We start from the raw sequence: 23,130 nt of genomic DNA, 5'->3' as shown, positions 1-23,130 counted from the left end.
TGGTATTGTTTTGCGGATTGGAGGGAAAGCGGATGGCCGAAACGCGCACCGAAGCGCTTCACCAGAATGCCGAGGGGCTGGACATCCAGGCTCCGGACGCCATCCTTTCCTCTTTGGCCAACGCGCAGATCGAGGCCGCCAAGGCGGTGCGCGGCGCCGTTCCGGCCATCGCCAAAGCCGCCGAGATCATCGCCAGCCGGCTGAACAGCGGCGGCAAGCTCGCTTACGCGGCAGCCGGCAGCTCGGGCCTGATGGCGCTCGCCGATGCGCTGGAGCTGCCGGGCACCTTCGGCATTCAGCGCGACCGTATCGCCATCCTGATCGCCGGTGGCGACGATGCCTTCAAGGCACTGGCCGGCGGGCCGGAGGACGACACCGACGAAGCCTCAGCGGCGGTTGTCGCTGCCGGCATCGGCGAGGGCGACTGCCTGATCGCGGTCTCGGCCAGCGGCTCGACGCCCTATGCGGTCAGGGCGATCGAGGAAGCCCGGGCCCGGGGGGCGGCGACCATCGCCATCGCCAACAACAAGAATGCGCCGCTGCTTCGGCTGGCCGACATCGCCATCCTGCTCGAAACGCCGCCGGAGCTGATCGCCGGCTCGACGCGCATGGGCGCCGGCACCGCCCAGAAGATTGCGCTCAACATGCTGTCGACGCTGGCCGCCATCCATCTTGGCCATGTCCATGACGGTTATATGGTCAACCTCATGGCCGACAACATCAAGCTGCGCGACCGCGCCGCCCGCATCGTCGCCGCCATCAGCGGACGCGACAGGGACGATGCGGCGCGCCTGCTCGAGATCAGCGGCGGCGCCGTCAAGACCGCCATTCTGCTCGCCGCCGGCGCCGCCAGCGCCGATGCGGCGCAGAAGATACTGGAAGGCACCGGCCAGAAGCTGCGCCCGGCGCTTTCCGCGATCGAGGGGAGCATGGGGCGGAAAGCCTCTGTTCTCAAAACCGAACCTGAAAAAGGTCAACAGGGAGACTGAGCATGACAACCAAACTACTGACGGCACTGCTTCTCGGCACCAGCATTCTCGGCTCGGCCGGAATGGCCTGTGCCCAGGACGTAACGCTCAACATCGAAAGCTGGCGCGGCGACGACCTTGCCATCTGGAAAGACAAGCTGATCCCGGCTTTTGAGGCCAAGAACCCCGGCATCAAGGTGGTGTTCGCGCCGTCGGCGCCGACCGAATATGATGCAGCACTCGGCGCCAAGCTCGCCGCCGGCTCGGCCGGCGACCTGATCACCTGCCGCCCGTTCGACAAGTCGCTGGAACTTTTCAAGAAGGGCAATCTCGCTGATATCTCGACGCTGCCCGGCATGGAGAATTTTTCCGACGTCGCGAAGGCCGCCTGGCAGACCGACGACGGCAAGGCGAGCTTCTGCGTGCCGATGGCTTCCGTCATCCACGGCTTCATCTACAACAAGGACGCCTTCGACCAGCTCGGCCTCAAGGTGCCGACGACCAGTGAAGAGTTCTACGCAGCGCTCGACAAGATCAAGGCCGACGGCACCTACATCCCGATGGCGATGGGCACCAAGGATCTCTGGGAAGCCGCGACCATGGGCTACCAGAACATCGGCCCGAACTACTGGAAGGGCGAAGAAGGCCGTCTGGCGCTGATCAAGGGCGAGCAGACGCTGACCGATCCGCAGTGGGTCGAGCCTTTCAAGGAATTGGCCAAGTGGAAGCCCTATCTCGGCGACGGCTTCGAGGCGCAGACCTACCCGGACAGCCAGAACCTGTTCACCCTCGGCCGCGCCGCCATCTACCCGGCCGGCTCGTGGGAGATCGGCCTGTTCAACACCCAGGCGCAGTTCAAGATGGGCGCGTTCCCGCCGCCGGTGCAGAAGGCCGGCGACACCTGCTACATCTCCGACCACACCGACATCGGCATGGGCCTCAATGCGGCGTCGAAGAATGCGGATGCGGCCAAGACCTTCCTGACCTGGGTCGCCTCGCCGGATTTCGCCACCATCTACGCCAACGCGCTGCCGGGCTTCTTCAGCCTGAACAACACCCCGGTGAAGATGGAAGACCCGCTGGCCCAGGAATTCGTCTCCTGGCGCGACAAGTGCAAGTCGACGATCCGCTCGACCTATCAGATCCTGTCGCGCGGCACGCCGAATCTCGAGAACGAGACGTGGGTTGAATCGGCCAACGTCATCAACGGCACCGTCACGCCGGAAGCTGCCGCCAAGAAGCTGCAGGACGGCCTCGACAGCTGGTACAAGCCGGCGAAGTAAGAGCGAGCGCTATCCCCCCTCGAGGGGGAGATGTCGCCGGAGGCGACAGAGGGGGTCGGTAAAGGCAGGCTGCGACTTGATCGTTGCCGGGAGGCGCGGTCGAAGTCACGATGGCGCGGCCTTAGCCGACCCCACCCGCCTCGCTTCGCGAGGCACCCTCCCCTCGAGGGGGAGGGAGGCGCCGCACCCTTGGTGGCAATTGCAAGAACCTGATCGGCGGGGACCGAACGCATGGCCGCAGCACCGAAACGACCGTTCCGCTGGCATATCGTCGTCTTCCTGGCGCCGGCGGTGCTGGTCTATACGGCGATCATGATCCTGCCGCTGGCCGGCACGCTGCAGCTCTCGCTGTTCCGCAACATCGACCAGGCCCAGGTCTTCGTCGGGTTCGAAAACTTCCGCAGGCTGTTCGGCGATCCCAACTGGTCGGTCAATTTCTGGAACGCGCTGCGCAACAACGTCTGGTTCTTCATAATCCACATGATCGTGCAGAATCCGATCGGCGTGCTTTTGGCCGCACTGCTGTCCAGCCCGCGGCTGAGATTCTCCGCCTTCTACCGCACGGCGATCTTCGTGCCGACGATCCTGTCCTTCGTCATCGTCGGCTTCGCCTGGAAGCTGATCCTGTCGCCGCTGTGGGGCGTGGCGCCAAACCTGATGGATCTCGTCGGCCTCAAAAGCCTGTTCACGCCGTGGCTCGGCAAAGAACAATATGCGCTGACCACGCTCAGCCTGATCTCGGTGTGGCAGTTCGTCGGCATCCCGATGATGCTGATCTATGCGGCATTGCTGTCGATCCCAGAGGAGGTGATCGAAGCCGCCGAATGCGACGGCATCACCGGCATGTCGCAGTTCTGGAAGATCAAGCTGCCGCTGATCCTGCCGTCGATCGGCATCATCTCGATCCTGACCTTCGTCGGCAATTTCAACGCCTTCGACCTGATCTACACCGCGCAAGGCGCGCTGGCCGGACCGAATTACTCGACCGATATCCTCGGCACCTTCCTCTACCGCGCCTTCTTCGGTTTCCAGCTGCAGGTCGGCGATCCCAACATGGGCGCGGCGATCGCCACGATGATGTTCCTGATCATCCTTGGCGGCGTCTGCGTCTACCTGTTCCTCGTCCAGACGCGCCTGCGTCGCTATCAGTTTTAGGGGGCGATATGAGCACGGCAACCCACTCCCTGCCCCGCACCATCGGCGCCCATGCGGTGCTGTTGACCTACACGGTGATCGCGCTGTTTCCGGTGATCATCGTCATCATGAATTCGTTTAAATCCCGCGCCGGCATCTTCGGCGCGCCGCTGACGCCGCCGACCCCGAAAACCTTCGACCTGATCGGCTACACCACCGTCATCGGCCAGGGCGATTTCATCCATTACTTCCAGAACAGCCTTGTCGTCACCGTCGCCTCGCTGTTCTTCGTGCTGCTGTTCGGCGCGATGGCCGCCTTTGCGCTGTCGGAATACCGTTTTCGCGGCAATTCGCTGATGGGGCTTTATCTCGCCCTCGGCATCATGATCCCGATCCGCCTCGGCACCGTCGCCATCCTGCAATTGATGGTGGCGAGCGGGCTGGTCAACACGCTGACGGCGCTGATCCTGGTTTATACAGCGCAAGGCCTGCCGCTCGCCGTCTTCATCCTGTCGGAATTCATGAAGCAGGTGTCCGACGATCTGAAGAATGCCGGACGCATCGACGGTCTGTCCGAATACACCATCTTCTTCCGGCTGGTGCTGCCGCTGGTGCGGCCATCGATGGCGACGGTCGCCGTCTTCACCATGATCCCGATCTGGAACGATCTGTGGTTTCCGCTGATCCTGGCGCCGTCGGAGGAGACCAAGACGGTGACGCTCGGCGCCCAGCTGTTCCTCGGCCAGTTCGTCACCAACTGGAACGCCATCCTGGCCGCGCTGTCGCTGGCGATCATGCCGGTGCTGATCCTCTACGTCATCTTCTCGCGGCAGCTGATCCGCGGCATTACTTCGGGAGCGGTCAAGTGAGTTCGGAAAAACCTCTTCGCGTCGTCGTAGCCGGGCTCGGCAATATGGGCCGCAGCCATGCGCTGGCCTATCACACCAATCCGGGTTTTGAGATCGCCGCGCTGGTCAACCGTTCGGACGTGCCGCTGCCGGCCGGGCTTTCCGGCTATGGCATCAGGCGCTCCTTCGACGAGGCGCTGCGCGACGAAAAACCAGATATCGCCTGTATCGCTACTTATTCCGACAGCCATGCCGACTATGCCATCAAGGCATTCGAGGCCGGCTGCCATGTCTTTGTCGAAAAGCCGCTGGCGACGACGGTGGCGGATGCCAAACGTGTCGTTGCCGCAGCTAAGGCCAACGGCAAAAAACTGGTAATCGGCTATATCCTGCGCCATCACCCGTCGTGGATCAGGCTGATCGCCGAGGCGCGCAAGCTCGGCGGTCCTTACGTGTTCCGCATGAACCTCAACCAGCAATCCTCCGGCCATAGCTGGCAGACGCACAAGCAGTTGATGCAGACGACGTCGCCGATCGTCGATTGCGGCGTGCACTATCTCGACGTGATGCTGCAGATCACCGACGCCAGGCCGGTCGAGGTGCGCGGCATGGGGCTGCGGCTGAGCGACGAGATTGCGCCCACGATGTACAATTACGGGCATCTGCAGGTGCTGTTCGACGATGGTTCGGTCGGCTGGTACGAGGCCGGCTGGGGGCCGATGATCTCGGAAACCGCCTTTTTTGTGAAGGACGTGATCTCTCCGAATGGCTGCGTGTCGATCGTCATGAAGGAAGGCGTCAGATCCGACGACATCGACACCCACACCATGACATCGACCATCCGCCTGCACAGCGCGGCGACCGGCGCGGAAGGAAAATTCGCCAAGCCGGATGAGATGCTGTCGATGGAGGGCGAACCCGGCCATCAGGAACTCTGCGATCTCGAACAGGCTTTTTTGCTGAAGGCGATTCGTGAGGATATTGATCTCTCCCGCCACATGGACGACGCGGTGAAGTCGCTCGCCGTCTGCCTTGCCGCCGACGAAAGCGTCCGCAGCGGAAAGGCGGTGCGACTTTGATATACGGATCGCTGTCAGGGATCGCGCTTGGCGCTACCCCTCTCTGGCCTGCCGGCCATCTCCCCCTCAAGGGGAGAGATCAGCTGTCGGTGTCGCTTTCGCAAATTTTCAGCGCCCCAAAGCGGCGCGAGGCCTCGAAGCTGCCAATCTCCCCCCTTGAGGGGGAGATGGCCGGCAGGCCAGAGGGGGGTGCCTTGGCGCCCAGATTCCAATCCGGAGGAACGCCGTGGGCTCGCTGAATATCGAGAATGTGAAGAAGGCGTTTGGGCCGGTCGAAGTGCTGAAAGGCATTAACCTCGAAGTGACCGATGGCGAATTCGTCGTCTTCGTCGGTCCTTCCGGCTGCGGGAAATCGACGCTGCTCAGGGTCATCGCCGGGCTGGAGGATTCGACCTCGGGGCGTGTGGTCATCGACGGTGCGGACGTCTCCGCCACCCCGCCGGCCAAGCGCGGCATCGCCATGGTGTTCCAGACCTATGCGCTCTACCCGCATCTGACGGTGAAGAACAATATGGGCCTTGGCCTCAAGCAGGCGGGCACGCCAGCGGCCGAGATCGACCGCCGCATCGGCATCGCATCGTCGATGCTGTCGCTGGAACCCTATCTCGCCAGGCGGCCGGCCGAGCTGTCCGGCGGCCAGCGCCAGCGCGTCGCCATCGGCCGCGCCGTGGTGCGTGAACCCAAGCTTTTCCTATTCGACGAGCCTTTGTCCAACCTCGATGCCGCACTGCGCGTCAACACCAGGCTGGAGATCGCGCAGCTGCATCGCCGGCTGAAGGCGACGATGATCTATGTCACCCATGACCAGGTCGAGGCGATGACGCTGGCCGACAAGATCGTCGTCCTCAATGCGGGCAGGATCGAGCAGATCGGCGGACCGATGGAGCTCTACAATGCGCCGGCGAATGAGTTCGTCGCCGGCTTCATCGGCTCGCCCAAGATGAATTTCGTCGACGGCGCCAGGCTTGGCGAGACGGCCAAGACCATCGGCGTCCGTCCCGAGCATTTGACCGTCGATGCGAAATCCGGCGCCTGGAAAGGCACGGTCGTCCATGCCGAGCACCTCGGCGCCGACACCAACCTCTATCTCGACTGCGAAAAGGCCGGGCTGATCACCGTGCGCATTTTTGGCGTCTACAACGCCGAGCCGGGAGCGACGCTTTATGCGACGCCGGATCCGGCGAAGACCTATCGGTTCGGAGCGGATGGTAAGGTGCTGAAGTAGCGCCCCTTTTTCCTTCTCCCCCTGTGGGAGAAGGTGGATCGGCGCGCAGCGCCGAGCCGGATGAGGGGTGTTGGAAGGAATGCCGTCCGTGCCAAGCTGGAGCACCCCTCATCCGACCTCGCGGAGCCTGTCCTCGGGCTTGCCGGAGGCAAGACCCGTGGGCGAGGCCACCTTCTCCCACAAGGGGAGAAGGCAGAGCGCCGCTACTCGTCCGCCTTGAACGTCTGCTTCTGCATGCCCAGCCCTTCGATGCCGAGCTCGACGACGTCGCCGGGCTTCAGGAACACCGGCGGCTTCATGCCCAGCCCGACGCCTGGCGGCGTGCCGGTCGAGATGATGTCGCCCGGATGCAGCGACATGAACTGGCTGAGATAGGAAACCAGATAGGCAACGCCATAGACCATGGTCTTGGTCGAGCCGTTCTGCATCGTCTTGCCGTTGACCTTCAGCCACATCGGGATGTTCTGCGGGTCCTTCACCTCGTCCTTGGTCACCAGCCACGGGCCGATCGGCCCGAACGTGTCGCAGGACTTGCCCTTGGTCCACTGGCCCTGGCGCTCGGCCTGGAAGGCGCGCTCGGACACGTCGTGCGCGACGCAGTAGCCGGCGACATAATCCAGCGCCTCGGCCTCGGTGACGTATTTCGCGGTTTTGCCGATGACCACGCCAAGCTCGACTTCCCAGTCGGTCTTGACCGAGCCGCGCGGGATCAGCACGTCGTCGTCAGGCCCGACGATGGCCGAGCTTGCCTTCATGAAGATGATCGGCTCCGGCGGCACGGTGGCGCCGGTCTCGGCGGCATGGTCGGAATAGTTGAGGCCGATGCAGATGAATTTGCCGGTGCCGGCAACGCAGGCGCCGATGCGCGGATTGCCGGAAACCGCCGGCAGCGATTTCGGATCGAGCTTCGACAGCGTTTCGAGCGATGCCGGGTCGAGCGCCTCGCCGGCAATGTCGGTGACATGGGCGGAGAGGTCGCGGATCGTCCCATCCGCATCGAGCAGGCCGGGGCGTTCGCTCCCCGCCTCGCCATAGCGCAGCAGTTTCATTCTTTTTCTCCTAATTGCGGCCGGAGGCCTCTTAGATCGACCAGCCACCGTCGATATTATAAGCCTGCCCCGACGTATAGGTGGCGCCGGCCAGATAGACGGCGAGATCGGCGATTTCCTCTGGAGTGCCGAGGCGGCCCATCGGCTGGCGGGCGATGAAGGCGGCGCGGGCCGCCTCGTAGTCGCCCTGCGCATGCATGCGGTCCTCCAGCGACGGGCTTTCGACCGTGCCCGGGCAAATGGCGTTGCAGCGTATGCCCTTGCCGACATAGTCGGCGGCGACCGATTTGGTCAGGCCGATGACGGCCGCCTTGGTCAGCCCGTAGACGAAGCGGTTGGGCACGCCCTTGGTCGAGCCGGCCAGCGACGCCATGTTGATGATCGAGCCGTCGCCGCGCTCCAGCATGCCGGGCAGCACGGCGCGGATGGTGCGGATCATCGAGCGGACATTGAGATCATAGGCAAAATCGAGATCGGCGTCCTTCATCTCGAGGATCGAGCCCGAATGGACGAAGCCGACGCAGTTGAACAGCACATCGACGGCCCCGATCTCGGCGAAGGCCGACGTCACGGCCTCATCGTTCAGCACGTCGAGCTTGCGGGTCTTGATGCCAGCCGTCTTGCCGAGTTCGGCGAGCAGCACCTCGTTGATGTCGGTGGCATGCACGACAGCGCCCGCCCTGGCGAAAGCCAGCGCGCTCGCCCGGCCGATGCCTTGTGCCGCCGCTGTGACGACAACGATCTTGCCCGCCAGATCCGCCATGCTCTTTCTCCTCGCCTGTCTGCGATCGCCCGGTTTTACCGGCTCAAGGCCAAGGCGCAATGTGCCAGACGGACGCTACCATGCCGCCTATTCCGATGTTCACCTGCAGGCCAAATGTTTTTTCTCGGTAAAGAACATCTTTTGGCCCGTCAAGCCCGGACGCTTCTCGTCCGACGGCGCGCAGGGCGAAGAGGGCTCAATCGCCGTAGGGCACCCAGACGTTCTTGACCTCGACGGCACGGCACAGCAACGCATCGCCGGCGGCCTCGGCCGACGTCCAGTCGAGGCTGCGGCCGTTGCCGGTCCAGACGCGCTTGAGATTGCCGACGGAGTCGGCTTCGGCCCTGGCGCAGGTCTCGGCATCGGCGAACAGCCAGAGCCCGTCGACATCGTCATGCCTGGCCAGCACGCCGGCGAGCTCGGCGCTGCGGCCGGTGACGATGTTGATGGCCCCGGCCGGAACGTCGGAATATTCGATGACCTGGTAGAGATCGGTGGCAAGCAGCGGATATTTTTCCGACGGCACCGCGACCACGGTGTTGCCCATGGCCAGCGCCGGCGCCACCAGCGAGATCAGGCCGAGCAGCGGCGCATTGTCGGACGCCACGATGCCGACGACGCCGACCGGCTCGTGCAGCGCCAAAGTGACGGCGCGGGCCGGCGGCTGGTGGACACGGCCCTCGAACTTGTCGGCCAGGCCGGCATAGAGGAACAGCCGCTCGATCGATTGCTCGACCTCGTCGCGCGCCGCCTTGGCGGTGGCGCCGGTCAGCTCCGTTAAACGCGCCGCGAATTCTCCGGCACGGCCCGAAAGATTTTCGGCCAGATAATACAGCACCTGGCTGCGGTTATAGGCAGTCGCCTCCGGCCAGGCCCTGCAGGCGCGTGCAGCCGCGACGGCATCGCGAATATCCTTGCGGCTGCCGAGGCCGACCTCGCCGGCAAGCTTGCCCTTGGCAGTGGCTATATCAAGCGAATAATTGCCATCCGGCCGCACCTGCTTGCCGCCGATGAACAGCTTTGCCGTGCGGTCGATGACATCGCTTTCCGACCGCTCGACGGGTTGGGCCGTAGCCGCTGCCGGCTTGATCACCGGGCCGAGCGGCAGGTTTGCCGAGAGGTATTCGAACATGCCCTCGCGCCCGCCTTCGCGGCCAAAACCGCTCTCGCGATAACCGCCAAAGCCGCAGGCGGCATCGAACATGTTGGCGCCGTTGACCCAGACGACGCCGGCCTTCAATTGCGGCGCGACGTGCAGCGCAAGGTTGACGTTCTCGCTCCACACCGAGGCGGCCAGGCCGTAGCGCGTGTTGTTGGCGAGTTCGATCGCTTCCTCGGTGTTGCGGAAGGTCATGGTCGCCAGCACCGGCCCGAATACTTCTTCTTGGGCCAGGATGTTGGCCGGAGAAACACCGGTGGCGAGTGTCGGCAGGTGATAATAACCGGTTGACGGCAGCGCCACGTCCGGCTGCCAGCAGACGGCGCCCTGCTTGGCGCCTTCGGCGACCAGGCCCTTGACGCGATCGAGCTGGGTCAGGTCGACCAGCGGCCCGATATCGGTGTTCTTGTCGAGCGGGCTGCCGACACGCAGCCGGCTCATCCGCGCCTTGACCTTGGCGATGAAGGCTTCAGTGATGCCCTCCTGCACCAGAAGCCGCGAGCCGGCACAGCAGACCTGGCCCTGGTTGAACCAGATGCCGTCGACCAGTCCCTCGACGGCGCTGTCGAGGTCGGCATCCTCGAAGACGACGAAGGCCGACTTGCCGCCAAGCTCCAGCGATATTTTTTTTCCCGACCCGGCAGTGGCCTTGCGGATGATCTTGCCGACCTCGGACGAGCCGGTGAAGGCGATTTTTTGGACGCCGGGATGGTTGACGATTGCCGCGCCCGCTTCGGGTCCGCCCTGGACGATGTTGACGACACCCTTCGGCACGCCGGCGCGCTGACAAATCTCGGCGAACAGGATGGCGGTGAGCGGCGTGAACTCGGCCGGCTTGAGCACCACCGTGCAGCCGGCGGCGAGCGCCGGCGCGATCTTCCAGGCCAGCATCAACAGCGGAAAGTTCCAGGGGATGATCTGGCCGACGACGCCGACGCCCTTCTGATCCGGAAAATCCCTGTCCAGCGCCTGCGCCCAGCCGGCATGATGGATGAAATGGCGGATGGCCAGCGGCACGTCGATGTCGCGGCTTTCGCGGATCGGCTTGCCGTTGTCGATCGATTCCAGCACCGCGAACAGCCGCTGGTGGCGCTGCATGGCGCGGCCGATGGCATAGAGCACCTTTGCACGGCTGTAGCCGGAGCTGGCGCTCCATTTCGGCAGCGCCTTTGTCGCGGCCGAAACCGCAGCATGGATATCGGCAGCTCCGGCATCCGAGACCTTGGCCAGCAGTTTGCCGGAGGCGGGATCGCTGGTGTCGAAGGTCTTGCCGTCGCCGGCTTTCCAGTCGCCGCCGATGAACAGCGCTTTGGAAAAATCGCGAGCGGCAAGCCAGGCATCGGCCTCATTGCGGGCCTCCGGCGCCGGGCCGTAGTCCATGGCGTGATAGCGTTCGAGAATGTTCATGGGGCGCTCCCGATAATTGTCTTGGTGGGCGTTCCTTGGCGCCCCCCTCTGTCCTGCCGGACATCTCCCCCACAAGGGGGGAGATCGGCCTTCAACTTTGATTTCGCCAACGGCCAACCTCGAAAAAAGAGGCGCCGCCGGCGAAACAGCCAATCTCCCCCCAAGTGGGGGAGATGTCCGGCAGGACAGAGGGGGGCGCCACGGAACTCCACGTTCACGACCTGCACCCGCTACGCCATCGCGTGGCGATGATTGGCCGAATAATGACCGGTCAAATGATGCTCGAGCTGGCGCTCGATGTCGGTCAGAAGGCTCGACGCGCCGAAGCGGAACAGGTCCGGCTCCAGCCACCGCCGGCCGAGTTCTTCCTTCATCAGCACCAGCCAGTCTAGCGAGGCTTTTGCCGTCGAAATGCCGCCGGCCGGCTTGAAGCCGATGAGGTAGCCGGTCTCCTCGAAATAGGCGCGGATGGCGCGCACCATGGCAAGGCCGACCGGCAGCGTCGCGTTGACGCTTTCCTTGCCGGTCGACGTCTTTATGAAATCGGCGCCGGCCATCATCGCCACCATCGAGGCGAGCATGACGTTGCGCAGCGTGGCGAGGTCGCCGGTGCCGAGGATGACTTTCAAATGCGCCTCGCCGCAGGCGGCGCGCATCGAGACGATTTCGCTATACAGTTCCTGCCATTTCGCGGCAAAGACCAGGCCGCGCGGAATGACGACGTCGATCTCGTCGGCGCCGTCGCTGACCGACGCTTCGATCTCCTGCAGCCGCGTCGACAGCGGCGTGAGGCCGTGCGGGAAGGCGGTGGATACGGCGGCGACATGGATGCCGCTGCCGCGCAGCGCATCGACGGCGGTGGCGACGAAGGGATGGTAGACGCAGACCGCCGCCGGGCGGATCTTTTCACCAGATATGCCGAGGGCTTCGACGATGTCGCGGCGGAACGGATTGACCGCCTTGGCGCACAGCCGGCGCACGCGCTCGTCGGTATCGTTCGAGTTCAGCGTCGTCAGGTCCATGCAGGCGACGGCGCGCAGCAGCCAGGCGGCCTGGTTGTCGGCCTTGATCGAGCGCCGCTTGGTCAGGCTGGCGACACGCCGTTCCAGCGCCGAGCGGTTGACGCTGCGCATCGATTCCATGAAGCCGAGATCGAGCTTCATGCCGGGGTTGCGGGCAATGCCGTGCGCTTGCGGCGCCGGCGCATTGGCAGCGGTGCGCGCCGGCAGCGGCGTGATCTTCGAAGGTCCGCGCTCTGCTTCGCGGCTGGTGCTGCTCATCTCCTGCCCCTTTGTTCGACGACTTGCGGTCGAAGATAGACCGTGAAGCAGCGCTTCACGAGTCCTTCAGGCGGTCATAACGGAAAAAGCCTGCTGTGACATCAGCCGAACAGCGCGGCGGCGTAGAATGAAAGCAGTAGCATCCTTCCCACCGCATCAAAAAGGCCTGCAACATTTGCGATTAGCCGTAAGCCCCCATGCCTTCGTCATCCTAGGGCGAAGCAAGGAGCGAAGCGACGCGGCGCAGACCCTAGGATCCATGCCGTTACGCCAGCCGGAGAATGCAGCGGCTCAGGATAAATGCTGATCTGTAGCGATCCTTGGCGCCCCCCTCTGTCCTGCCGGACATCTCCCCCACAAGGGGGGAGATTGGCAGCTTGGCCGCTCCGCTCAATCCTGCAACTTAGACAATTGGCGAAAGCCGGGATCACAGCCGATCTCCCCCCAAGTGGGGGAGATGTCCGGCAGGACAGAGGGGGGCGCTGTCCCGCCGGCGTCAAAGGTTCAGCACCGTCGTGGCGCTCGACCGAACTGTGTCAAGGCTCTACCCGACAAACGCGCGCTCGACGACGAAACTCGCCGGATGGTGCAGCGAGCCTTCCTCGAAGCCGAGGCTTTCGGCCAGTTCCTTGACGTCCCTGAGCATGTGCATCGAGCCGCAGATCATGATGCGGTCGGTCTCCGGGTTGAGCTTGTCGATGCCGAGATCGGCGTAGAATTTTCCCGAGCCGATCAGCGCGGTGATGCGGCCCATGCGCTCGGAGGTTTCGCGCGTCGTCGAATTGTAGAGCGTGACGCGGCCGCCGGTCAGTTCGCCGATCAGCGGGTCGTTCTCCAGCTCTGCAACCAGCTCCTGGCCGTAGGTCAGTTCGGCATTGTCGCGGCAGGTGTGGGTCAGCACGACCTGCTCGAATTTCTCAAAAGTGTCGGGATCGCGCAGCAGGCTGGCGAAGGGCGCGATGCCGGTGCCGGTCGAGATCATGAACAGGCGCTTGGCCGGGGTCAACGCGTCGACCACCAGCGTGCCGGTCGATTTTTGCCGCATGATGACGGTGTCGCCGATCTCGATCTTCTGCAGCTCAGAGGTCAGCGGGCCGTCCGGCACCTTGATCGAAAAAAATTCCAGCTCGTCGTCCCAGGCGGGGCTGGCGATCGAATAGGCGCGGAACACCGGCTTTTCGGCGTTGGGCAGGCCGATCATGACGAACTCGCCGGAGCGGAAGCGCAGCGACTGCGGCCGGGTGATGCGGAACGAAAACAGCCGGTCGGTATAATGCTTCACCGAGACGACAGTTTCGGCATAGACATTGGCCGGAATCGGGAACTGCAGCGGCCGGGCGCCGGCGGTGTTGAGCGCGGATGTGGTGTTCATCAAACCTAACCTTCTGGCCAACCCGAGGACGCTGACGCCAAACTTTCTCCTGCGCGCCCGAACCGATCAGGTTCCGGCGTGCCGTTCGCACACTGCCAAGCGGTAAGCTCTTGTGTCCGGAATTTATTAGTATACAAATGATATTTGCGTCAAGACGCCAGGCTGAAACACCTTTCCAAACTGAGACATATCTGTAGTCCTGACATTTCGGGTTTCGACAATGGAAGAGAATTTTTCGGCGCAGACGCTGGATTCCTCGGGCAGCGTCGTCGCCGGCATCGATGTCGGCGGAACCTTTACCGACCTGCTTCTGATCGACGGCCGTCATGGCGGCAAGGTGCATATCGCCAAGACCCCGACCACTGTCGACAACCAGGCTTTTGGGGTCGTTTCGGCGCTCGACGCCACCGGTTTTCCCATCCGCGGCATCGACCTCATCGTGCACGGCACGACCACCACCACCAACGCAGTGCTCGAACGCCGGCTGGCCAAAACCGGCATGATCACCACGCGCGGTTTTCGCGATGTCATCGAGCTTGGCCGGCGGACACGGCCGCAGCCCTATGGCATGACCGGCAGCTTCGTCCCGATCATTCCGCGCAATCTGCGGCTTGAAGTGTCGGAGCGCGTCGAAGCCTCGGGCGCGGTGCGCGTTCCGCTCGACGAGGCCGAGATGCGCGCGGCGGTTTCACAATTGATCGAGGCGGGCTGCGAATCGCTCGTCATCCATTTCCTGCATTCCTACGCCAATCCGGCGCATGAGCGGCGCGCCGCCGAGATCGCCGCCGCGCTTTGGCCGAACAGCTACATCACGACAGGCCATGCGCTGCTGTCGGAAGCGCGCGAATTCGAGCGCGGCGTCACCGCTGCGGTCAACGCCTCGGTGCAGCCGATCCTCGAGCGCTATGTCGAGCGGCTGCGCAAGGAATTGGCATCAAAAGGCTATGCCCGCGACTTCCTGATCATGAACGGCAATGGCGGCATGATCTCGGCCCGCTTTGTCACCCGTGAATCGGCCAAGACCGTGATGTCCGGCCCGGCCTCCGGCGTCATCGCCGCCGCCTATACCGGAAAACGCGCCGGCTTCGAAAACCTGGTCACCTACGACATGGGCGGCACCTCGACCGACGTGGCGCTGATCCGCAATGCCGAACCGGCGGTGTCGAACGAGATCGAGATCGAATATGCGATGCCGATCCATGTGCCGATGGTGGCGGTGCACACGGTCGGCGCCGGCGGCGGCTCGATCGCCCGCGTCGACGCGGCCGGCCTGATCCAGATCGGCCCGGAAAGCGCCGGCGCCAATCCCGGCCCGATCTGCTACGGGCGCGGCGGCAGCGAGCCGACCATCACCGATGCCAATCTGGTGCTCGGCCGGCTGGCGCCGAAAAAGCTGCTCGCCGTCGAGAACCCGGTCACATCAGAGCACGTCACCGGCATCTTCGAAGACAGGATCGGCCGCCCCACCGGCCTGTCCGGCGTCGAGGCGGCGGGTGCGGTGCTGCGGCTCGGCAACATCAAGATGGCCGGCGCCATCCGCATGGTCTCGGTGTCGCGCGGCCACGACCCGCGCGATTTCGCGCTGTTCGCCTTCGGCGGCGCCGGGCCGCTGCATGCGACGGCATTGGCGCGCGAGCTCGGCCTGCCCAAGGTGCTGGTGCCGGCGCGGCCGGGCATCACCAATGCGCTCGGCTGCGTCGTCGCCGATCTCAGGCACGATTTCGTCAACACCGTCAACCAGCCGGTAGCCAGTCTCAATGAAACCCAGCTTCACGCGATATTGGAACGGCACCGAAACGAAGGCGAAGAGCTGATCGGCAAGGAGGCGGTGAAGCCGGAGACGATCCGCGTCACGCATTCCGCCGACATGCAATTCGTCGGCCAGACCCATATCATCAATGTGCCGCTACCTTCGTCCGCGGTGACGCGCGCGGTACTGCAGCAGCTGTTCGAAAAGGCCTATTTTGCCCGCTTCAAGGTTGAGCTGCCGGAGATCCGCGCCAATCTGGTCAATCTCAATACGTCGGTGACGGGCGTGCGGCCGGCGATCGATCTGTCACGGCTGATCGACCCGGCTGGCCGCGCCAAAACGCTTGATGAGGCGCGTCGCGAAATCCGGCCGGTCTGGTATGGCGGGCGCTGGCACGACACGCCGGTCTATAGCAGGGAAAATCTGCCGCTCGACGCCGCCATACAAGGGCCGGCGATCCTCGAACAGATGGACGCCACCACCGTGCTCGAGCCCGGCGACCAGGCGCGCTCGGACGCCGACGGCAACATCATCATCGACATCGGCATTGAGGCCTGAGATGGAAAAGCTCGACGCTATCACGCTTTCGGTCATCCAGGCGGCGCTGCAGCAGGTCTGCGACGAGATGGACCTGACGTTTTCGCGCGCCGCCTTCTCGCCTGTCATCGCCGAGGCCAATGACCGCTCCGACGGAATCTATTCGGCCGTTGACGGATCGCTGATCGCGCAAGGCAGCCAGGGCCTGCCGGTGTTCGTCGGCGTCATGCAGTATTCGACCAAAACGGTGATCGAGATGATCGCCGACGGCCGCTGCCTGCCGCCCGAGCCCGGTGACATCTACATCGTCAACGACCCCTATCTCGGCGGCACCCATCTGATGGATGTGCGCTTCGCCATGCCGGTCTACAGAGACGGAAAAATTTTCTGCTGGCTGTCGAACACCGGCCACTGGCCCGATATCGGCGGCTCGGTGCCGGGCGGCTTTTCCGCCTCGGCAACGGCGGTCGAGCAGGAAGGCCTGCGGCTGCCGCCGGTGAAACTGTTCAAGCAGGGCGTGCTCGATCGCGAGATCTACGCCATCATCTGCTCGAACATCAGGGTTGCCGACCAGCGCATCGGCGACATCCGCGCGCAAGCGGCGGCACTGCTGATCGGCCAAGACCGGCTCAACGGAATCATGGATCGTTACGGCAACGAAACAGTCGTCGAGGCGATCGCCGAGCTGCGCCGACGCGCCGCCGAACAGATGCGCGCCAACATAGCGGCCATTCCCGACGGCATTTATCGCTCAAAAGCCTTCGTCGATTCCGACGGGGTGGTCAACGAGCCGCTGACCATCGCGCTGGCGGTCGAAAAACACGGCGACACGCTCAGCTTCGATTTTTCAGGCTCGTCAAAGCCCTGTGCCGGGCCGATGAACAGCGTCCTGGCGACGACCTTGTCCTCGGTCTATCTCGCCATGCGCCACATTTTCCCCGATGTGCCGATCAGCGCCGGCGCCTTCGAGCCGCTGATCGTCAAGCGGCCGGAAGGCACTTTCCTCGACGCCAGATACCCGCGCCCGGTGTCGGGCTGTGCGGCCGAGGTTTCGCAGCGCATCGCCGAGGCGGTATTCGCGGCGATGGTGCAGGCACTGCCCGACAAGGTGACGGCGGCTCCGGCCGGCTCCAGCGGCAATTTCGCGCTCGGCGGCAACGATCCGGCGCGCGGCCGCGATTACGTCATGTACCAGATCTCCGGCGGCGGCTATGGCGGCAATGCCGGTCATGACGGCCTGACCAATGGCTGCTCGACCATCGGCATTTCCAAATCGCCGCCGGTCGAGATCATGGAGCAGGCGTTTCCGGTGCTCTACCGCCATTATGCCCTGCGCGAAGGCTCGGGCGGCGCCGGCATGCATCGCGGCGGTTTCGGTCTCGCCTACGAAGTCGAGATCCTGCGGGGCGACGCCCGCGCCTCCTTCGTCATGGACCATGGCCGTTTCGGCCCGCAGGGCGCGCTCGGCGGCAAGGACGGCGCGGTCAACACGGTGACCGTTTTTCGCGACGGCAAGCAGCATGTGCCGCCGCACCTCTCCAAGGAGCAGGACATCGCGCTGAGGGCCGGCGACCGCGTGCGCGTCGGCACGCCCGGCGGCGGCGGCTATGGCGATCCCCTGCAGCGCGATCCGCAATTGGTGCTGCGGGATGTCAGGCTGGGGTACTATACGCCCGAACAGGCCAGCGAGAAATTTGGCGTTGCCCTTTCCGCGGATGGGTCGGTGGTCGACCAGGCCGCCACCGGGCGGGCACGAGCAGCCGGCTGACCGACGAAGCCTGCAATCGGCCTTGCCGCGCCGTGATCGCCGCCGCGCATGTCGTTTCCGTCTTCGCCGCGCCCACAAAACCCCGTAGACTCAGGCCCATCAACGGAGATCTGGATTATGCGCCTTTTCGTGCTTGCCGTGTCCGTCGCCACGGCGCTCGCCACCGGCGCTGCCTCCGCCCAGGACAAGAAACTCAGGCTCGGCACCGAGGGCGCCTACCCGCCCTTCAACTATGCCAATGCCGATGGCACGCTGGGCGGCTTCGACATCGATCTCGGCAAGGCGCTGTGCGCCGAGATGAAGACCGAGTGCGAGTTCGTCGTGCAGGATTTCGACGGCTCGATCCCGGCCCTGCAGGCCGGCAAGTTCGATGCCATCATCAACATCACCATCACGCCGGAACGCGCCGAGAAGGTCGACTTCACCCACAAATACTACCAGACGCCGCCGGCCATCGCCGTGCCGAAGGATTCGACCGTCACCGGCACCTCGCCCGAGGACCTGACAGGCAAGGCGCTTGGCGTGCAGAGCGCCACGATCCACCAGAATTTCGCCGAGCAGAAATACGCAGGCTTGACCATCAGACCGTATCCGACCGGCGACGACGCCCGCACCGACATGGTCAATGGCCGTCTCGACGCGGTGATGGACGGCTCGATCCTGCTGACCGAATGGCTGGAAAAGCCCGAGGGCGCCTGCTGCAAACTGCTCGGCACCCTGGCGCCAGACCCGGCCATCCATGGCCCGGGTGTCGGCATCGCGCTGCAGAAGGGCAACAAGGAGTTGGCCCAAAAACTCGACGCGGCGATCGACGCCCTGCGCGCCAACGGCAAATACAAGGAAATCAACGACAAGTATTTTGCCTTCGACGTCTACGGCGAGTAGGCGGGGCGCTCCGAGCGGGGGGCTTGTTCAAACGCCAGGGCAATCGCTGTAGGCTGCCCCTCATCGCTACATCGCTTTCGTCATCCTGGGGCGAAGCAAGGAGCGAAGCGACGCGGCGCAGACCCCAGGATCCATGCCGTGCCCTCAGAGCGTCACGGCGGTACAGAACCTTTGATGGCGGAGCGAGGCGCCCCCTCTGTCCTGCCGGACATCTCCCCCACAAGGGGGGAGATTGGCCGCCACCACCGCCTTCGCGAACCGCCACCGTTGCAAGAGCGAGCGGTGCGCCAAAACTGCCGATCTCCCCCCAAGTGGGGGAGATGTCCGGCAGGACAGAGGGGGGCGCGAAGGATCACTACAGATCTGCATTTATCCTGGTCCGCTGCATTCTTGGGCTGATGTCCGGGATAAATCCCGGGTCTGCGCCCGCGTCGCTTCGCTCCTTGCTCCGCCCCAGGACGCCGAAGCGATAGGCGTTTCCGCCAATCGCCAAGGTATACAACGCGCGCACATGTAACCTGCCGTCGCAGAGGCGCCGATCAGCGTCACCAGTGTCACCGTGAACCCGGCGAGGATGCCGGCGTCGTCACCTACAGCGACCGCGGCCATTCGCTCGGCAAGGTGCTGGCGACCGCGCATCTGCGGCTGCCGTTCACGCAGATCGGCACGGTGCTCAGCGTTGACATCGATGGCATGCCGACACGCGCGGTGGTCTCGGCGATGCCGTTCTTCGATCCTGACGGGGCGAGGCTGAAAGCGTAGTCTAGCTGTGGCTCCAGCCAGCCGCCGAGGTAAGATTCAAAGCAAAACCCGCTCGTTAGCGAAGGTGCGTCGCGCAGGCGGACACGCCATTTCCGGATAGGACGAGTTCTCTGCGAGACCCCTCGCGCAACCAGATGCAACGCGGTCACGTTCCCGGCCCTCACTTTCCCGCTTGACTGACCCGCCGTACCGAATACGCTAATGGAGAAAATACCGGCTCCGACCGCCGGGCGGCAAAAATGCCTCGTATGCCTCGCCTTCCGCGGCGGCGGCTGCGGGGCATTGTTATTTTGGGGATTTGCTTGGGACGGCGTATCGAAATCGGCATCCTTTACTCACGGTCGGGCAACTACCGCCTGCTGTCCGAATCCTGCCGTTCCGGTGCGATGACGGCCATCGCCGACATCAACGCCGATCCCGCCATCCCGATCGAATTCGTTCCGGTGGAGCGCGACCCGCAAGGCAACATCGATGGCTACGCGACGGGCTGCGCCGACATTCTCGCCAACAGCGGCGCGCGCCACATCATTGGCTGCATCACGTCATGGAGCCGCAAGGAGGTCATCCCGATCCTCGAGCGCGCCGGCGGTACGCTCTGGTACGCCTGCCCCTATGAGGGCTTCGAAGCGAACGAGCATGTTGTCTACATGCATGCTTGCCCAAACCAGCATCTGGTCCCGCTGCTGGCCCATGTCGTGCCGCGCTTCGGCGCCAACGGTTTCCTGCTCGGCTCGAACTACATCTGGGGCTGGGAGACCAATCGTGTCGCGCGCGACCTGATCGCCGACGCCGGCGGCAAGGTTTTGGGCGAACGTTATCTGCCGCTCGGCGAGGTCGATGTCTCCAGGCTGATCGCCGAGATCCAGGCGACCCGGCCGGATTTCGTCCTGAACAATCTGATTGGTTCTTCGTCCTATGCCTTCATTGCGGCCTATGCCAAACTTGCCGAACGCGACCCGCATTTCAGGCCGGAGCGCTGCCCGATCCTGTCCTGCAATCTCACCGAATGCGAGTTGCCGGCGCTCAACGGGGCGGGCAATGGCCACCTTTCCGTCGGGCCGTACTTTCACGACATCTCGGCAGCGGATCGCCAGGGCGATTCGGCGCCCACCATCATGCCAGCCTCGTCCTTCGAGGCAGCGGCCTATGCCTCGGTGCGGACGCTTGCCGAAATCCTCGCCCGCAATCCCGGCGCACAATGGCCGGACCTTTCCCAGGCCTTTGCCGGAACCTCGTTTCGAACCCCGCTCGGCGACATCTCCATCGATCCGCAAACCCAGCACGCCACCTTGCCGGTGCAGATCGGGCGCATCGAGGGCACCGCGTTCAAGACTGTGATGGTGACCAAGGGTGTCGCGCCCGATCCCTATCTGTCCCGCTATGACCGGACCGAGACATTCGGCCGCCCAAGCCTGAGGGTGGTGTCGTGAGCAAGGTCCCGCGCATCCCGAATCTCGGCGGCGCCAAGGCCTTTGTCCTGCATCGTCCGCATCCGACGGTGCAGGCGATCACGCGGCAACTGTCGGCAATCGGGCTCGAGACGGTCGGCTGCTGGCCGGAACTGCCGGCCGAGGCGCTGGCGGCGGACTTCGTTTTCTTCGATGCCGATCTCGGCTTCGACGAACAATTCCCCTGGGCGCCGGGCGAGGCGCCGATGCCGCTGGTGGCGCTGATCGGCTCCGAAGCGCCGGGCCGCATCGAGTGGGCGCTGTCGCACAAGGCCGACGCCCAGTTGCTGAAGCCGGTCGGCAATGCCGGCGTCTACAGCGCCCTGTTGATCGCACGGCAGAGTTTCGAGGCGCGCAAGCTTTTGGCAAGTGAGATATCGTCGCTTCGCCTGCGCGTCGCAGAGCGCCAGACCATCGTGCGCGCGGTGGAGGCCTTGTCGAAAGGCGCTGAGGACGGCCGCGCCTATGCGCAGCTCCGGTCGCTGGCGATGAGCTGGCAGATCAGTGTCGAAGAGGCCGCGCGCAGGATCGTGGCGATGACGGAAGAAGGCGGCGATGACCAATCCCATCGCGCCTGATCTTCCGGCAACCGGGCGCATGCCGGTCAAGCCACGCGCCGGCGTCTGGCGGCGCCTGGTCAAGCGTCCCCTGGCGTTGATCGGCCTGGTGATCGTTGCCGTCGTCGTGGCCGGCGCCGTCCTGGCGCCGTGGCTGACCGGCTACGATCCGAACGAGCAGATGTTCGACGGGCTGACGCTTGAAGGCGCGCCCTTGCCGCCGAATGCCAGCTTCTGGCTGGGCACGGATCTGCTCGGTCGCGATCTGCTGACCCGCATCCTTTTCGGCGCGCGCACTTCGCTGATCATCGGCATCGTCGCCAACGGCGTGGCGCTTTTGATCGGTACGCTGGTCGGCGTCACCGCGGGTTATTTCCGCGGCTGGATCGGCGGCGCGCTTATGCGCTTCACCGACCTGATGATGGCCTTTCCGGCGCTGCTGCTCGCCATCTGCCTGGCGGCGGTGCTCCAGCCGAGCCTGTGGATCGTCGCCATGGTGATCGCACTGGTGAACTGGGTGCAGACCGCGCGGGTTATCTACACCGAGACCAGCTCGCTCGCCGAGCGCGAGTTCATCGACGCCGAGCGCACCATCGGGGCGAGCGCGCCACGCATCCTGTTTCGCCATATCCTGCCGCATCTGCTGCCGACGATCATCGTCTGGGGCACGCTCGGCATCTCGACCACGGTGCTGCTCGAAGCAACGCTCAGCTATCTCGGCATCGGCGTGCAGCCGCCGACCGCATCCTGGGGCAACATCATTTTCGAGAACCAGACATATTTTCAGGCAGCGCCCTGGCTGGTCTTCTTTCCGGGTGCGGCGATCCTGGCGCTGGCGCTGGCCTTCAACCTCATCGGCGATGCGCTGCGCGACATCCTCGATCCGACGCAAAGGGGCCGGGCATGATCGCCTATCTCGGCCGCCGCGTCATTCAATCGCTGCTCATCCTGCTCGGCGTGTCGCTGATCACCTTTGCGTTGCTCTACCTGCTGCCCGCCGATCCCGTCCGCCAGATCGCCGGCCGCAGCGCCACGCCCGAGACGGTCGAGAACATCCGCCGGCAGCTTGGCCTCGATCAGCCCTTCTTCATCCAGTACTGGCACTATCTGGCCAGCCTGCTCAGCGGCGATCTCGGCCGCTCCTACATCCAGCGTTCCGAGGTCACGGAGCTCATCGTCTCGCGGCTGCCGGCAAGCCTGCTTTTGATGGTCGGCGCCATCCTGTGCGAGCTGGCGATCGGCCTGACGATGGGTCTGCTTGCCGCGGTCAGGCGCGGCACCGCCACCGACCAGACGCTGATGGTCGCGTCCTTTGTCGGCGTCTCGGCGCCGCAATTCGTCGTCGGCCTGCTGCTCCTTTATGTATTCGCCGTGCAGCTCGGCTGGTTTCCGATCGGCGGCTACGGCACCTGGCGCCATCTGGTGCTGCCGTCCCTGACCATGGGGATCCTCGGCGCCGGCTGGTACGCCCGCATGATGCGCTCGTCGATGATCGACGTGCTGCGCCAGGACTATATGCGGACCGCCCGCGCCAAGGGCCTTGCGCGCGGCGCCATCATTTTCCGCCACGCGCTCCCCAACGCCATCCTGCCGGTCATCGCCATGATCGGCATCGACATCGGCATCTTCATGGGCGGCATCGTGGTGGTCGAAAGCGTGTTCGGCTGGCCCGGCATCGGCCAGCTTGCCTGGCAGGCCATTCAGCGCGTCGACATTCCGATCATCATGGGCGTCACCCTGGTTTCGGCCTGCGCCATCGTGCTCGGCAATCTCCTGGCCGACACCGTCGCACCGTTCATCGATCCGCGTATCAAGCTCAGATGAAGCCAAAAAAAGACGGTAACAACCAGAGAAAG

At 64.3% G+C, this 23,130-nt stretch carries 19 protein-coding genes; 14 read left to right on the top strand and 5 right to left on the bottom strand.

Features of this window, described 5'->3' with window-relative positions; genetic code table 11:
- Positions 1 to 32: 32 nt before the first annotated feature.
- From AC0L2C_RS15755 to AC0L2C_RS15730, 6 genes are all read left to right on the top strand, one after another.
- Positions 33 to 989 (top strand): N-acetylmuramic acid 6-phosphate etherase, encoded by a 957-nt coding sequence (locus tag AC0L2C_RS15755; protein ID WP_473523786.1) that lies wholly within the window; start codon positions 33 to 35, stop codon positions 987 to 989.
- Positions 990 to 991: 2 nt separating this feature from the next.
- Positions 992 to 2,251, top strand: coding sequence for an ABC transporter substrate-binding protein (locus tag AC0L2C_RS15750; RefSeq protein ID WP_473523785.1), 1,260 nt, complete (start codon positions 992 to 994; stop codon positions 2,249 to 2,251).
- A 231-nt stretch (positions 2,252 to 2,482) separates the two neighbouring features.
- Complete coding sequence (locus tag AC0L2C_RS15745; protein WP_023801467.1) at positions 2,483 to 3,406, top strand: carbohydrate ABC transporter permease; 924 nt, start codon at positions 2,483 to 2,485, stop codon at positions 3,404 to 3,406.
- Between the two features lie 8 nt (positions 3,407 to 3,414).
- Entirely contained in the window at positions 3,415 to 4,254 is an 840-nt protein-coding gene (locus AC0L2C_RS15740; protein ID WP_023801468.1) for a carbohydrate ABC transporter permease, read from the top strand.
- Entirely contained in the window at positions 4,251 to 5,312 is a 1,062-nt protein-coding gene (locus AC0L2C_RS15735; RefSeq protein ID WP_473523784.1) for a Gfo/Idh/MocA family protein, read from the top strand. The genes AC0L2C_RS15740 and AC0L2C_RS15735 overlap by 4 nt, the downstream gene beginning before the upstream one ends.
- 226 nt (positions 5,313 to 5,538) lie before the next feature.
- Complete coding sequence (locus AC0L2C_RS15730; protein ID WP_023801470.1) at positions 5,539 to 6,537, top strand: ABC transporter ATP-binding protein; 999 nt, start codon at positions 5,539 to 5,541, stop codon at positions 6,535 to 6,537.
- Between the two features lie 203 nt (positions 6,538 to 6,740).
- Here the strand turns inward: AC0L2C_RS15730 and AC0L2C_RS15725 are convergent, their stop codons facing one another.
- The 5 genes from AC0L2C_RS15725 to AC0L2C_RS15705 form a co-directional block, all read right to left on the bottom strand.
- Entirely contained in the window at positions 6,741 to 7,586 is an 846-nt protein-coding gene (locus tag AC0L2C_RS15725) for a fumarylacetoacetate hydrolase family protein (RefSeq protein ID WP_473523783.1), read from the bottom strand.
- A gap of 31 nt (positions 7,587 to 7,617) precedes the next feature.
- The gene (locus tag AC0L2C_RS15720) at positions 7,618 to 8,349 is read right to left on the bottom strand and encodes an SDR family oxidoreductase (protein ID WP_287065112.1); all 732 of its coding nucleotides are present in this window, start codon (positions 8,347 to 8,349) and stop codon (positions 7,618 to 7,620) included.
- Positions 8,350 to 8,545: 196 nt separating this feature from the next.
- Positions 8,546 to 10,915 carry an aldehyde dehydrogenase family protein gene (locus tag AC0L2C_RS15715; protein ID WP_473523782.1) on the bottom strand — a complete coding sequence of 790 codons (2,370 nt, stop codon included), beginning with the start codon at positions 10,913 to 10,915 and terminating at the stop codon, positions 8,546 to 8,548.
- Positions 10,916 to 11,145: 230 nt separating this feature from the next.
- Entirely contained in the window at positions 11,146 to 12,195 is a 1,050-nt protein-coding gene (gene deoC, locus AC0L2C_RS15710; protein ID WP_287376364.1) for a deoxyribose-phosphate aldolase, read from the bottom strand.
- A gap of 544 nt (positions 12,196 to 12,739) precedes the next feature.
- Positions 12,740 to 13,567: a ferredoxin--NADP reductase gene (locus tag AC0L2C_RS15705; protein ID WP_023801477.1), complete on the bottom strand. Its 828-nt coding sequence runs from the start codon at positions 13,565 to 13,567 to the stop codon at positions 12,740 to 12,742.
- Positions 13,568 to 13,787: 220 nt separating this feature from the next.
- Between AC0L2C_RS15705 and AC0L2C_RS15700 the strand changes: the two genes are divergently transcribed.
- The 8 genes from AC0L2C_RS15700 to AC0L2C_RS15665 all read left to right on the top strand — a co-directional run bounded on the left by AC0L2C_RS15700 (position 13,788) and on the right by AC0L2C_RS15665 (position 23,098).
- Positions 13,788 to 15,875 carry a hydantoinase/oxoprolinase family protein gene (locus AC0L2C_RS15700; RefSeq protein ID WP_473523781.1) on the top strand — a complete coding sequence of 696 codons (2,088 nt, stop codon included), beginning with the start codon at positions 13,788 to 13,790 and terminating at the stop codon, positions 15,873 to 15,875.
- 1 nt (position 15,876) lies between these two features.
- The gene (locus AC0L2C_RS15695) at positions 15,877 to 17,622 is read left to right on the top strand and encodes a hydantoinase B/oxoprolinase family protein (RefSeq protein ID WP_473523780.1); all 1,746 of its coding nucleotides are present in this window, start codon (positions 15,877 to 15,879) and stop codon (positions 17,620 to 17,622) included.
- 117 nt (positions 17,623 to 17,739) lie between these two features.
- The gene (locus tag AC0L2C_RS15690; protein ID WP_473523779.1) at positions 17,740 to 18,507 is read left to right on the top strand and encodes an ABC transporter substrate-binding protein; all 768 of its coding nucleotides are present in this window, start codon (positions 17,740 to 17,742) and stop codon (positions 18,505 to 18,507) included.
- A gap of 411 nt (positions 18,508 to 18,918) precedes the next feature.
- Positions 18,919 to 19,269, top strand: a complete 351-nt coding sequence (locus AC0L2C_RS15685) for a glycine cleavage T C-terminal barrel domain-containing protein (protein ID WP_473523837.1) — start codon at positions 18,919 to 18,921, stop codon at positions 19,267 to 19,269.
- Between the two features lie 302 nt (positions 19,270 to 19,571).
- On the top strand, positions 19,572 to 20,699 hold the full coding sequence (locus AC0L2C_RS15680; protein ID WP_473523778.1) for a transporter substrate-binding protein: 1,128 nt from the start codon (positions 19,572 to 19,574) through the stop codon (positions 20,697 to 20,699).
- The gene (locus AC0L2C_RS15675; RefSeq protein WP_473523777.1) at positions 20,696 to 21,295 is read left to right on the top strand and encodes an ANTAR domain-containing response regulator; all 600 of its coding nucleotides are present in this window, start codon (positions 20,696 to 20,698) and stop codon (positions 21,293 to 21,295) included. The genes AC0L2C_RS15680 and AC0L2C_RS15675 overlap by 4 nt, the downstream gene beginning before the upstream one ends.
- Complete coding sequence (locus tag AC0L2C_RS15670; RefSeq protein ID WP_473523776.1) at positions 21,273 to 22,181, top strand: ABC transporter permease; 909 nt, start codon at positions 21,273 to 21,275, stop codon at positions 22,179 to 22,181. The genes AC0L2C_RS15675 and AC0L2C_RS15670 overlap by 23 nt, the downstream gene beginning before the upstream one ends.
- Positions 22,178 to 23,098 (top strand): ABC transporter permease, encoded by a 921-nt coding sequence (locus tag AC0L2C_RS15665; protein WP_473523775.1) that lies wholly within the window; start codon positions 22,178 to 22,180, stop codon positions 23,096 to 23,098. Before AC0L2C_RS15670 ends, AC0L2C_RS15665 begins: the two co-directional genes overlap by 4 nt.
- The last annotated feature ends 32 nt before the right edge of the window (positions 23,099 to 23,130 follow it).

Source organism: Mesorhizobium sp. WSM4845, from assembly GCF_055811455.1.
The sequence above is the reverse complement of the archived record's forward strand: the minus strand, read 5'-3'. Positions and strand labels throughout refer to the sequence as shown.